The 13,141-nt window shown below is 44.1% G+C and carries 11 protein-coding genes; all 11 read right to left on the bottom strand.

Annotated elements, in window-relative coordinates:
• Nucleotides 1-18: 18 nt before the first annotated feature.
• The 11 genes from EYO12_00135 to rpsU all read right to left on the bottom strand — a co-directional run bounded on the left by EYO12_00135 (nucleotide 19) and on the right by rpsU (nucleotide 13,110).
• Nucleotides 19-3,006 carry an isoleucine--tRNA ligase gene (locus EYO12_00135; protein HIA91509.1) on the bottom strand — a complete coding sequence of 996 codons (2,988 nt, stop codon included), beginning with the start codon at nucleotides 3,004-3,006 and terminating at the stop codon, nucleotides 19-21.
• 758 nt (nucleotides 3,007-3,764) lie between these two features.
• On the bottom strand, nucleotides 3,765-4,037 hold the full coding sequence (locus tag EYO12_00130; GenBank protein ID HIA91508.1) for a hypothetical protein: 273 nt from the start codon (nucleotides 4,035-4,037) through the stop codon (nucleotides 3,765-3,767).
• A 17-nt stretch (nucleotides 4,038-4,054) separates the two neighbouring features.
• On the bottom strand, nucleotides 4,055-4,690 hold the full coding sequence (locus EYO12_00125) for a histidine phosphatase family protein (GenBank protein HIA91507.1): 636 nt from the start codon (nucleotides 4,688-4,690) through the stop codon (nucleotides 4,055-4,057).
• 105 nt (nucleotides 4,691-4,795) lie between these two features.
• Nucleotides 4,796-7,579, bottom strand: a complete 2,784-nt coding sequence (locus EYO12_00120; GenBank protein HIA91506.1) for a vitamin B12-dependent ribonucleotide reductase — start codon at nucleotides 7,577-7,579, stop codon at nucleotides 4,796-4,798.
• 190 nt (nucleotides 7,580-7,769) lie between these two features.
• The gene (nrdR, locus tag EYO12_00115) at nucleotides 7,770-8,243 is read right to left on the bottom strand and encodes a transcriptional repressor NrdR (GenBank protein HIA91505.1); all 474 of its coding nucleotides are present in this window, start codon (nucleotides 8,241-8,243) and stop codon (nucleotides 7,770-7,772) included.
• Nucleotides 8,244-8,432: 189 nt separating this feature from the next.
• A complete protein-coding gene (gene ftsZ / locus EYO12_00110) occupies nucleotides 8,433-9,731 on the bottom strand; it encodes a cell division protein FtsZ (protein HIA91504.1) in 1,299 nt (432 codons plus the stop codon).
• A 127-nt stretch (nucleotides 9,732-9,858) separates the two neighbouring features.
• Nucleotides 9,859-11,088: a cell division protein FtsA gene (gene ftsA, locus EYO12_00105; GenBank protein HIA91503.1), complete on the bottom strand. Its 1,230-nt coding sequence runs from the start codon at nucleotides 11,086-11,088 to the stop codon at nucleotides 9,859-9,861.
• 44 nt (nucleotides 11,089-11,132) lie between these two features.
• On the bottom strand, nucleotides 11,133-11,903 hold the full coding sequence (gene map, locus EYO12_00100; GenBank protein HIA91502.1) for a type I methionyl aminopeptidase: 771 nt from the start codon (nucleotides 11,901-11,903) through the stop codon (nucleotides 11,133-11,135).
• A 17-nt stretch (nucleotides 11,904-11,920) separates the two neighbouring features.
• Nucleotides 11,921-12,451, bottom strand: coding sequence for a nucleoside monophosphate kinase (locus EYO12_00095; protein HIA91501.1), 531 nt, complete (start codon nucleotides 12,449-12,451; stop codon nucleotides 11,921-11,923).
• A complete protein-coding gene (locus EYO12_00090) occupies nucleotides 12,452-12,898 on the bottom strand; it encodes a GatB/YqeY domain-containing protein (GenBank protein HIA91500.1) in 447 nt (148 codons plus the stop codon).
• Nucleotides 12,898-13,110, bottom strand: a complete 213-nt coding sequence (rpsU, locus tag EYO12_00085; GenBank protein ID HIA91499.1) for a 30S ribosomal protein S21 — start codon at nucleotides 13,108-13,110, stop codon at nucleotides 12,898-12,900. Before rpsU ends, EYO12_00090 begins: the two co-directional genes overlap by 1 nt.
• Nucleotides 13,111-13,141 lie beyond the last annotated feature (31 nt).

The following is a 13,141-nucleotide window of genomic DNA, read 5'->3' as shown; positions in this document are numbered from 1 at the left end:
AGCTCGTAAAAAATATGGTCAGACTTTTTTTACAGCAATTAGCAGTTCTTTACCGGCTATCTTGCATTCAATTTGGTTGCTCGGCTTGGTACTTAGGAGTGTTGTGGCGAGGGTTTCTTGCTGAATTAGTTCAGCATGGGCCTTGATAGCGTTTTGCAACTCTTTATCATCTGTCCACAGGGTAAGCTCTACGTGATCATCAACCTCAAAGTCAGCTTTTTTACGCTCACTCTGCACCTGTCGAATGACGTCTCGCACCATACCTTCAGCTTTAAGCTCATCTGTGATTTTAGTATCAAGTTGTACAACAAACTCTTTTGCAAATGTATCCATTGATGAATTGTCTTCGGCATAGTCTAGGCTAGAAAAAGTCATCTGTTTAACATTGAGTTCCTCTTTAATTACGTCGATCAATTCATCTGTAATTTTTGATTCAGCACTATTTGAAACCGTAACATTAGCGAGCGGCTGTCTTACTTTTATCTGATTTTTTGCTCTAATTGAAAGCCCTGAATTAATCGCTAATCGCGCGACCTTCATCTGTTCTAGTAGAAGCTCGTTAGTGTGGCCTATGCGTGGCCAGTCAAGCAAGTGCACTGACTCACCACCGGTCATCTTTTGATAAAGCTCTTCACTTAAAAATGGTGTGAACGGTGCAAAAATTATACTCATCTGAGTAAGCACATAATGAAGTGTTTTGTAGGCATCATTTTTATCTGAATCGTCTTCACTTTTCCAAAACCGGCGACGGCTACGACGCACATACCAGTTAGACATATCTTCAATCAATTCAAATATAGGACGTGTGGCGCTTGGCAAATCATACCGCTGCATTGATTCTTCAATAATTTTGGCTACCTCGTGCACCCGGCTAACCGCCCACAAATCTAAACTATTGCTAAGTGAATCAGTTGGGTCGTTTAAGCTACCGTCCCATTCCCACTCGTCCACCTCTGCATACAGTGTAAAAAAGTCGTACATGTTCCAGATCATGGCAAGCTTCCGATTAGCGTCGGACACATCTTTGTCTTTTAAGGCAAAATCTTCGCCATTAAGTACTGGGCTGGTTAGTAAAGTAAGGCGCAATGCGTCAGCAGAAAACTGATCCATCAACTCGTTCGGGTCGGTATAGTTGCCAAGACTTTTACTCATCTTGCGGCCATCGTTGCCGGCTAAGGTTCCGGTGGTAATAACATTCTGGAATGACTCTTTACCAAATAGCGCTGTTGATACAGCCAGCATGTAGTAAAACCACGCTCGGACCTGTCCGATATACTCAACAATAAAATCACCCGGGAAATTTTGCTCAAACTTTTGCTTGTTTTCAAATGGGTAATGGAACTGAGCAAACGGCATTGAACCAGCTTCAAACCAACTATCCATAACTTTATCTACGCGAGTGTATGTTTCGCCGTCGCGTTCGAACGTAACGTCGTCAATCCATGGACGATGGTAGTCATCTAGTTCTACTCCACTTAGCTTTTTGAGTTCAGCATAACTACCAACCACCCTTACGTTGCCGCTCTCACTTTTCCATACTGGCATAGCAGTTGCCCAAAAACGGTCACGACTAAGGTTCCAGTCTGGTGCTGCCTCTATATTTTTAGCAAACCGACCGTGCTTTAGATGGTCAGGAAACCAATTTATATTGCCGTTCAGTTCCAGCATTTGCTGGCGCTGTCCGTCAATATCCATAAACCAACTCGGGTGCGCGCGGTACATTAATTTTGTATCACAGCGGTGGCAATGCGGGTAGCTGTGCTTTATGTAGTCGACTCGCCAAATTGCGGCGTCTGGCTCTGGTTCATTGTTTTTGTGGAATTCGATGCGTTGCTCAGTCGCCATCGCAGCGTATTCGCCCTGCAATGTTTTTGTACTGTAGCGATTCATGTCTTTAGCAATCTGTTTATTAATCTCCCACACGTTCTGACCCTGCCACGGCCCCTCAGTAAAGTAGCCGTGTTCATCAATGGTGTGAACAGTTGGAAAACCTTCTTTTTTAGCCAGCTCAAAGTCTTCTTCGCCGTATGTTGGTGCTAAGTGCACAATACCAGTGCCTGCTTCTGTTTCTACATAGTCTGCCGCCCAAACTTTGTGAGCGTTTTCGCCGCGATCAACAAACAGCGGCTCGTAGGACTTGCCGACTAGTTCTGAGCCCATTAGAGTTCGAATGACTTCATATTCCAGTGGTTGCTTTTTTTCGTTAACAAGAACTGATTCTAGTAAATCAGTAGCAACAATAAACTGCTCGTCGCCAACCTTTACTTCGCTATACTCTACATCGCTATTAACCGCTACAGCCGTATTAGCTGGGAGTGTCCACGGTGTGGTTGTCCAGGCTAGGAGCGTTGAGCCATCAGTTAACTTAAACTTCACATACACACTCGGGTCGGTGACATCTTGGTATGCACCAGAATCCATGGTTACTTCGGCCTTAGACAATGGCGTACCGTCCAACGTACAGTACGTCAATACCTTTTCACCCTCGTAAATCTTGCCTTTTTCATACAGAGTTTTAAAAGCCCACCACACGCTTTCCATGTAGTCTTTGTCCATAGTTTTATAGGCACCCTTAAACTCTACCCAACGACCAATTCTATCAATGGTGTCTTCCCACTGACTACTGGTCTGAACCATATTAGCTCGTACTGCGTTAATGTATTTTTCAATACCGTATTCTATTACTTCTTCTCTAGAATGAATGCCTAGTTTTTTCTCTGTAAATCGCTCCGCCGGCAATCCGTGACAATCCCAGCCCCATACACGTTCAACTCGTTTGCCTTTCATTGTCCAAAAGCGCGGCACGGCGTCTTTAACGATACTGCTCAGTAGTGTTCCGTGATGCGGGTCACCAGATATAAACGGTGGGCCGTCATAAAATACGTAACTATTTTCCTTTGGACGCGTCTCTACAGACTTCTCAAACGTCTTGTTTTTCTTCCACTGCATAACAATGTCTTTTTCGTACTCTATAGCTTTTCGTCGGGTTTTGGCTTTAAATTTCACGATCTATCTCCTTAAAAATAAAAACACTCACATTCTTGTGAGTGCAGGATCGCTGTTTTAGCGAGGTACCATCCGTGCATGCAAATCATACGACTTACTTCTTTATCTCGGTCTTTTGATTTCGCAGTGAGGATCTGCGATGGGTTCTACTTAGACTAATCCGTTCTTCCCATTAGCTTGTGGTTGATAGCCACTTCTTGGAATGCTCCAAATGCTTTGTAGTTAAAAGTATATAGCAGATGTACATATTTTTGAATTACTTAGTTGCAAGCTGACGCTTGCCATTACTCTTCCATTTTTGTCTCGTCAAAAACGGAAGCCAAAAATACGACCACACTCACCCTTCTCTATCATCTCATTGCTTAGAAATACAACGCAAAAAACAACGTCAAGCGGCTTCGCTATAATTTTATTGGATTAGGCTCAGCAAAGTTTTTTGCTTTAGTTGTATTTGAGGCACTCGTTGATCAGGTAGGTTGAGGAAGTGGAAGAGGCTGCAGGGCTACAGGGCGAGCGAAGCTCGCCCCTCCCTTTTGAGCGGATCCTGAATCTGAATGCCTAAATACACAAGAATTAAGCCGAGGACCTGTCTGAAACTCCTATGGATTACTTTCAGACTGGCTTTAGCCATTCCGGAGGCTGTTGTGTTATTTAGCAATGAAGATATCAAGAGATACGAACAGGGTGATCTTTTGGCTCCACCGTTTTGATCACTCAAAATGGTGGAATTAAATTGCAAACTTTAGTTTGCTTAAATCTTAAGAATTAGCAAAATAAACAATCTCACTCTTGCGTGGCAACGGCATCCCTTGCCATGTCTGAATCACGCTGCCATCGAGTGGTCGGGTAATGACTATTGCCGGGTACTGCATTAAGCCATACAGCTGCATAACAGACTGGGCTTCTTTAGTTTTAGAATCGTAAACATTGAAATCAACACCTTCATGCAGATCGTCTTTAATCGATTCAATATATTGGCGAATCTCTCGGCGGTCTTCGTGGTCTTCTTTTGTAATAATCGTAAGCTTCATGCAGGTACTATACCAAACTAGTCAGCAACTGTGACTTTCCCTACATCGCCAACTGTCAACGCGGCACTTTGTCGATCATAAAATAAGGTTGTTTCTGATACATTTGGTACAGAATGGAAGCGTATTCGAGAGTGATCCCAGCCATCTTCAACCTGAGCTGCTAAACATTTAATCGCAAAGCCATGGGTAAACGCTACAATCCTATCTGCATCTGGAAATTTCTCTAATGTTGGCAGCAACCAATCGTTTAGCATTCGTTGCCCAGTTTGCCTCATCGATTCACCACCTTCAAATGCGAACTCCTCAAGTTCAACACCTATTCGAGCCCTGATTTCGTCAGTATATATAGTTTCTCTAGGCCCACCTTCAGCATGTCCTTGGCTCAATTCTTGCAGGCCATAATCAGTTATAAAATCGTCTTCCTTTATACCGTGGCCCAAAAGAGCAATTCTTCCAGTATGGATTGCTCGTATGGCAGGTGAACTAAACACCACGTCAGGAGAATAGTTCTCACTTTGCAGGTGCCACGCCAAAGCTACAGCTTGTGATTCGCCAAGCTGTGTTAGTCTCGTCTGATTGCTTCGTCCTCCAACCAAATCACGTCGTATATTAAGTTCTGATTGTGCGTGTCGATATAATCTAATTTCTGTCATAGCGCTGCAACGATAATACAGTATTTTGAATCCTAAACGTATACCATGGTTTAAATTAAAACAGACCTCTGTATGAGGCCTGTTTTTTGCTATGCAGCTAAGATCCTAGCTACAACCCGTCGTCATCCCACAAGACGTACATACATAACAACTGCCTGAGCGTTGCGTTATGTTGCCGCAGAAGCTACACAGTGGTGCTGTGTCGTCCTCTTTTGTTGGAGTTTCTGCTGGCGCGCTTGGTGCCGGTGCAGCAGCCTGAGGCGCTTGGGCTGGCTTCTCTTCGGCTACAACTTCTTGGATTTTCTCAACCACCTCGTCAGCAATTAGCTGCGCTTGGTTAGCTGGTTGATCCTCAAAATGGCTTATGCCGGTTTCAAGCTGATCATCAAAGCTTAGGTAGTCTTTGCCGATCCGTCTAAAGATGTAGTCTACTAAGCTGCTGGCTGTACGAATGTCTTTGTCGTCAGTAAGACCAGCTGGGGCAAAGGCCATGTTTGTAAAGGTTTTAACATAGCTCTTTAATGGTACGCCGTATTGCAAGCCATGGCTCACGCTAATGGCAAGGGCGTCCATTACTCCGGCTAAGGTGCTTCCTTGTTTTGATACATTCAAGAACAACTCAGCAGGAGCGCCGTCTTCAAATTCGCCGACCGTAAAGTAACCTTTGCTGCCCGCTACTTTAAATTCGTAAGTTTTTGAAGTTCTACGCTTTGGTAGTTCTTTTCTGTGGACACCAGCAACTGCAAAGCCTTCTGTGGCAACGACCTCGTCAGCTTTTGTACCTTCGTCTGCTCCAGCTTTTTTGGTCATGCTCAGTGGTTGAGCAACCTTACAGTTGTCTCGATAAATTGCTACAGCTTTAAGGCCGAGCTTCCATGAGTCGAGGTGCAATTGTTCGACATCTTCAACACTCACGTCTTCTGGCATGTTGACTGTTTTACTAATGGCGCCAGATAAGAATGGCTGTACGGCACCCATCATTTTTACGTGACCAAGATAGTGAATTGGGTTGTCGCCCATTGAGCAGGCAAACACTGGTAGATGCTCGTCTTTAAGACTTGGCGCACCAATGATTGTTTTTTCTTCGTCGATGTAGTCTGTGATAGCGGTAATTTGTTGCGGCGTGTAGCCAAGTGACTTTAATGCTCGCGGTACAGTTTGGTTAACAATACTCATTGTTCCACCGCCAACTAGGTTCTTGGTTTTGACTAAGCCAAGGTCTGGTTCAATTCCGGTTGTATCACAGTCCATCATTAGGCCGATGGTTCCGGTTGGTGCAAGCACGCTAGCTTGCGAGTTGCGTACACCAAACTGCTCACCAAACTCATTTGCTTCGTCCCAGGCAATCGTAGCGGCGTTTAGAAGGTCTTCTGACACAAAGTTAGCGTCGATACTACCAACAGCCTCTCGATGCTGTTTAAGCACCTTGTGCATGCCTTCTTTGTCTTGGTTGTAACCTGCGAACGGTCCAACGCGACGAGCCATCTTTGCACTGGTTGCATAACTGTGGCCAGTAAGAAGCGAAGTAATGGCTGCAGCTTGGGCGCGACCTGCGTCTGAGTCATATGGCAATCCTTGAGCCATAAGCATAGCGCCAAGGTTTGCGTAACCGATACCAAGTTCACGGTAGGCTTTCGCGTTCTTCGTAATGCCTTCTGTTGGGTAGCTTGAGTAGCCAACCAAGATTTCTTGACCAATAAACATTATTTCGGTCGCGTGTCGGAAGGCTTCAATATCAAACGTGCTGTCTTCATTTAAGAACTTAAGTAAGTTGAGTGAAGCAAGGTTACAGGCTGAGTTATCAAGGTGCATGTATTCACTACATGGGTTCGAGCCATTAATTCGACCAGCAACCGGACAGGTGTGCCAGTGGTTAATAGTCGTATCAAACTGCAATCCTGGGTCTGCGCATTCCCACGCGGCTTCAGCAATTTGTCGCCAAATTTTTCGAGCCTTTACGGTTTCAACAGCAGCATCTTCGGTTCGAGCTGTTAACTGCCAATCATCATCATTAACGACAGCTTTCATAAAGTCATCAGTTACGCGAACTGAGTTATTGGCGTTTTGGTATTGAATCGAGTGAATATCGTCACCGTTAAGGCTCATGTCAAAGCCAGCCTCGCGCAGAGCTCGCGCTTTACGTTCTTCCTTTGCCTTACTCCAAATAAAATCTTCTACGTCTGGGTGATCAACGTCGAGAATAACCATTTTGGCAGCTCGACGAGTTTTACCGCCAGACTTAATCGCACCAGCTGAAGAATCAGCACCTCGCATAAAGCTAAGTGGACCAGACGCGTAGCCTGCGCTCCCGCTTAGTTTTTCTTTGCTTGATCGAATTTTGCTTAAGTTTACACCAGCGCCACTTCCACCTTTGAAGATCATTCCTTCTTCAACATACCAGTTAAGAATCGACTTCATGTCGTCTTCTACACCAAGGATAAAACACGCACTTGCTTGCTGCTTTCGATCTTTTGCACCGATGTTGAACCATACCGGTGAGTTAAATGCAGCTCGTTGAGTGACAAGTATATATTTAAGTTCTTCGTTATATATGCGAGCTTCTTCCTCATCGACAAAGTAACCCTCTTTTAGCCCGTGTTCGGTAATAGTGTCGGCAACGCGGTCTATTAAGTGTCGCAAAGATGATTCGCGCTCCGGCGTGCCCGGTGTGCCTGTAAAGTATTTTTGGGTAACAATATTCGTTGCATTCACAGACCATGAGGTAGGAAACTCTACTTCTGGTTGGTGAAATACGACTTCGCCCGTAACCGGGTTAACAATTTTTGATTCACGAACTTCCCATTTAACTTGATCGTATGGATGTGTGTCCGAACTCGTGAAAAAACGGCTTAACCCTAATGATGATATTTTTTGTTGATACGGTGTCATGTCTTTTATTACCCTCCTTAAATTTGCTATTTATTGTTATTTTCCTAACAAATTTTTTGTTTTTAATTTTTGTGTCTCATTAAAATTACGTGTCTCTACATACGTTTTTAAAGAGTCTACGAGCTATGCTCCGGCCATTAGCTGCGATGTGATACATAATCGCTACTGACCGGAACGTACCTCAAATTATTTATATAATTTTGTTTTTCTTCTGTTTGTTTTTTAGACGCTGGAGTTCGCGCTCAAAGCTTTCTAGGTTGGTGAAGTCTTTATACACACTTGTAAACCGTATATATGCCACTGGATCAATACGAGCCAATCGGTCTAATACAAGTTCACCTACGTATTCAGAAGTCACTTCTGATTCATCACATTCATGCAATTCTCGTTCGATACTGTTTATCATCTCCTCCAATTGGAGTCGTGACACAGACCGTTTTTCGCATGCGCGCAATATCCCAGCAAGCAATTTAGTCCGATCATACAACTGGCGCTCACCATTACGTTTTATAACGGCAAGATTAGGCCGTTCAATGCGCTCATATGTTGTAAATCGAGCAGAGCATGAATTACAGTGTCTTCGCCTGCGAATTGCTGATACATCAGAAACTTCTCGTGATTCAAGCACCTTTGTATCATCGCCACTACATTGTGGGCATTTCATGCGTCTCCTTCCGTCTATTTATGTACTGTACGACAAATGTGCTTAACCACACATGTGGTGTACCTAGCATCGATTATAGCCCTAGTTATGGTGTTTGTGTCAATTACTTTGTGTTGTCATTTTTAGCACAAACGGACGGTTTTTGGTCGGGTAAAATATGTGTGCAGTATCAATATTTATATGACTTTTTTAGTCTTTTTTGCGCTTTCTACGGCGTAGAAAGGCTGGTTTTTCAAACTCATCTTCGTCGTCGTCTATTGACCAAATATCGCCAGAATCATTGTCGTCTTTTTTTAATTTTTCGTCTGGTTGTTCAGTTTTTTCGTCATCATCCATGGAAAGATCAACTTCATCATCGTCGATCTCATCGTTCATGTTGGCTTCCTCTTGCGGAGCATCGACGTTGCCGTGCACTACAGAGCTTGAACCTTCATCATCTTGAACATCTTCGTCATCAGAATCATCAAATGTTGATCGGTTCGGTTTAGAGAAATATGCCAAACCATCATTAGAATTGGACTTATCTACAAAGAAGGCAGCATCAAAACCAGTGGCAATCACGGTAACGTGCACTTCATCGCCCATAGACTGATCCATATTGGCACCGAAGATAATATTGGCATCAGCGTCTACGGCAGAGGTAATAATCTCGGCAGCTTCGTTAATTTCGTGCATGCCCATATCTGGACCACCGGTGACATTGAACAGCACTCCACGAGCACCATCAATAGACACTTCGAGCAGCGGCGATTCGATAGCTTTTTGAGCAGCTTCTACTGCTCTGTTCTCGCCAGTTGCCGAACCAATGCCCATCAATGCGGATCCGGCATCCTTCATAACGGCCTTTACGTCAGCGAAGTCGAGGTTGATCATGCCGTGCACCGTAATAAGGTTTGAAATACCCTCTACGCCTTGTCGTAGAACATCGTCAGCGACTTTAAATGCATCCATCAGCGGAGTTTTACGGTCGATTGTCTGGAGTAGTCTGTCATTTGGAATAGTGATAATCGTGTCCACGCTACCGCGTAGGTTAGAGATCGCTTCCTCGGCATTGCGTCGTCGTCGTTCACCCTCAAATGCGAATGGCTTCGTGGCTATACCAACCGTTAGAATTTCAAGGTCTTTAGCAACGCCGGCAATGATTGGACCGGCTCCGCTTCCAGTTCCACCACCAGCACCGAATGTTATGAACGCCATGTCTGCACCTTGTAGTGCTTTACTTATTTCATCGTATGATTCTTCTGCAGCCGATTGTCCCACCTTTGGATCAGCACCGGCACCAAGACCGCGTGTGGTTTGCTGACCAATATGAATTTTAGTAGGTGCAGCTGAATTATGAAGAGCCTGAGCATCGGTATTGACGGCAATGAAATCAACATCTTGAACGCCAGCTTCTATCATTCTGTTTATGGCAGCGTTGCCGGCCCCGCCAACGCCGACGACTTTTATTCGAGCAAATGTTTCAACTTTAGGTGTTACTTGAGGCACGCGTCCCTCCTTATTACAAGTGTTTCTGATTGCTAAGTATACACTTTTGTGTTCAGTAAAAACAAAAGAAAAATGTAGCTAACTACGTTTTTAGCAAATATCTAAAATAATGTATGCAGGTTGTTCGCTATGGTTTAAAGCGTTCAAAAATTGTGCGCAATACCGAATTACCGCCTGACAAGTTAAGCTTAAAGTTCTTTTTGCCGACTCCAGCCCCAAGCTTGTCTAATTCCATAAGGCCGCTAACCGTAGCCATTTCCAACCCGCCAACATTGTCAGTAATACCGCCATATGTATTGAGCGTAACGGTTTCAACCGGTAATTTCATAGTCGATTTACATACATCTACGATTCCATACATATTCGCCCCGCCACCAGCCAACACCACTCCGCCAGGTAGATCGCCAACTTTTCCGACAGTCATAAGTTTTTTGTTAACTGCTTCAAATATTTCTTCCGTACGTGCTTCAATTATGTCACGCACAAGCGTCGGCCGAAATTTTACTTCATTGCCTTTTGAGTCATTTATTACAGCTGACTGCTTATTTAACTTCGTCGCGATTTTTTCATACTCTACTTTAATTCTTTCAGCGGTTGTTAGATCAACTTGCAAGCCAATCGCTAGGTCGTTGGTAATGTGCGAACTACCGACTGGAACAACTGCAAAATAAAGCGGCTCTTTTTCCTCGAACACCATTACTCCAGTTGTAGAGTGGCCAATATCAATTAAAACTGTGCCAGTTTCTTGCTGTTTTTTAGCTAAACCAACATGAGCGGCGGCTATTCCATTAATAAACTGGTCATTAAGCGCTAAACCGACATGCGCTAAGGCTTTTTGAGTGTTTTTTAGGGCTGGTGTAGATGCAGAAACCAGCAAGGTTTCGGCTTCTAGTCGAACGCCAGTCATACCTAATGGATTTTGTATATTCGATTGCCCATCTAAGCTGTAGCTCCGTGCAAAAACATGAATAATCTCTCGGTTAGGCGGCATTTGAACGACCGACGCTGCTTCTTCGACACGCTCAACATCAGCTTCATCTATTGTTCTGTTGCTACCACCGGTTACCGCAATCACACCTTTGGAGTGTTGGCTTTCAATGTGGTTTCCATTAATGCCTACTGTAGCACTTTCAATTGTGTAACCACTCGTTCGCTCGGCTTCATCGACTGCTTTGGTGATAGGTTCTATTACTTCTTCGACATTGATTACCGAGCCCCTGCGAACACCTTCGCTCTCGTGCACTCCGACACCTATTATCTGAATTTTATCCGATGATTCTTCGTCAATACCAATCATGCACCGAACCGAGTTCGTGCCGATATCTAGACCAACAAAAGCTTTATTTTGACGTTGCATTAGTACGTAGTATATCGCTTATGCAATTAGGTAGCTAGTGCTGCCTACAAAAAGTCGGTTAAAATTTCAACGCCTTCTTCTGTAACCAGTACTGTTTGTTCAAAATGAGCTGAAAGACTCCCATCTTGAGTGCGAATTGTCCAACCATCAGAATCCATTGTTACGCGGTCTGTTCCAAGTGTTGCCATTGGCTCGATAGCAATTGTCATGCCGCTAAGCAGCGATTTACTTTTTCCACCTGTAACATAGTTTGGAATATCGGGTTCTTCGTGTAATTTTCTGCCCACACCATGGCCAACAAGATCTTTTACTATACCGAATTTTTTTGCCTGTAGTGTGTCTTCGATGGCCTTGCTTATTTCAGAAATAGCTACATCTCCGTGCACCGCATTTTCCCCGGCTTGCAGTGACTGTTTTGTGGTGTTCACTAATTCGACTACCCGTTTACTAACCGTGGATTCACCGCCGACAATTTCGGTAAAAGCAGCATCTGTAACCATGCCGTTGTAGGTCACGCCGCAGTCAAAACTAACTAGATCGCCTGCTTTCATAACTCTGTGCCTTGAAGGAATACCGTGGACCACTTCGTCATTGATAGATGCGCAAACCGCACCCGGAAAACCGTTATAGCCATAAAAAGAAGGCTTTCCTCCCAGTGCTTTTATTTCTTTGCGGGCTATTTCGTCAATATCGTGCGTGCTCATGTCTGCTTCGATGGAACCGCGTAATACTGTAAGTACGTGAGCTAACATTGCTCCACTTTGTCGAATAGAGTCGATTTCTTTTTTACTGCGCACTAAGTGTTTTAAACTCATACTAACTTTCTACACTCTTAGGGGTGAGCTAACTTCGATTCTATTTGTGAATCAACATCATCAACCGACTGATTGCCATCAATGTCAACGACCAATCCCTCTGATCGATATGACTCAATGAGTGGCTTAACTTCATTGTCAAATACCGCCTTACGCTTTGCGATTGCTTCGGGAGTATCGTCAGAGCGGCCACGTTTTATAAGTCGGTCATGCACCGTGTCTTCATCAACGTTAAGAACAAATACTTCACCAATCTCGTGGTCGGGATGTGCGGCTACATACTCGTCCAGCCATTTTTTCTGCTCAATGTTGCGCGGAAAACCATCAATGATGATTGTTTCCATAGGGTGTTTATCTAAAAATGACTTCACCGCGTCAACCACAAGTTGATGCTCTACTAAGTCACCTGACTGCAGCGAAGGATGGTCTGGATAGTGGTCGCGGAGCAATTGCCCTAGCCCTAAGCGCAGCGCATCAAGGTGCTCGCTAATTCGTTTAGACTGCACAGACTTACCAGACCCAATTTGACCCATCATAAGATATATCATCTAAGAATCGCCTTTTAGTCGGTCTCTAACAATTTCACTTAAACGGCGGTTGTCGACGTTACCTGCCAGTTTTTGCGACAGATGCCCCATTACTTTACCGACATCTGACAACTGGGTTGCGTTAAGTTTCTCGACTGCTGCTTCCACCTCTTTTAGCATTTCAGCCTCAGACAATTGTTGAGGTAGATATGTTTCTAGTACAGCAAGTTCTTTGCGTTCGCTTTCAGCTTTATCGATATGATTAGCTTTTTCGTAAATTTCTATAGCTTCGCGACGTTTTTTAGCTTCTTTTTTTATGATCTTCAGCTCTTCAGCCTCATCAAGGTCGGACTGCTTATCGATGGCTGCGTACTGAAACGCGACTTTGAGTTGTTTTAAAACAGATGTTGTCACGGCATCGCGTGACAACATAGCTTGCTTTAGATCTTCTAATACTCTCGCCTGCATTACTTACCTAGACGAATTTGGCGAAGTTTTTCAGCTTTACGTTTGTTACGGATAATAGCTTTGCTTCGGCGTTCAGTTTTACTGATTGGTTTTTCGAAATACTGGTTATTTCGAGCAGCAGCAATAACACCAGACATAGCAACTCGCTTATTGAAGCGACGAATCATATTTTCTAATGACTCTTTCCCGTCTTTTCTTGTAACTAAAACCACTTAAAGGCTCCTGTCATACTATTTCTATCAG

It is taken from the genome of Candidatus Saccharibacteria bacterium, from assembly GCA_012965045.1.
Lineage (GTDB): Bacteria > Patescibacteriota > Saccharimonadia > Saccharimonadales > DTSZ01 > DTSZ01.
The sequence above is the reverse complement of the archived record's forward strand: the minus strand, read 5'-3'. Positions and strand labels throughout refer to the sequence as shown.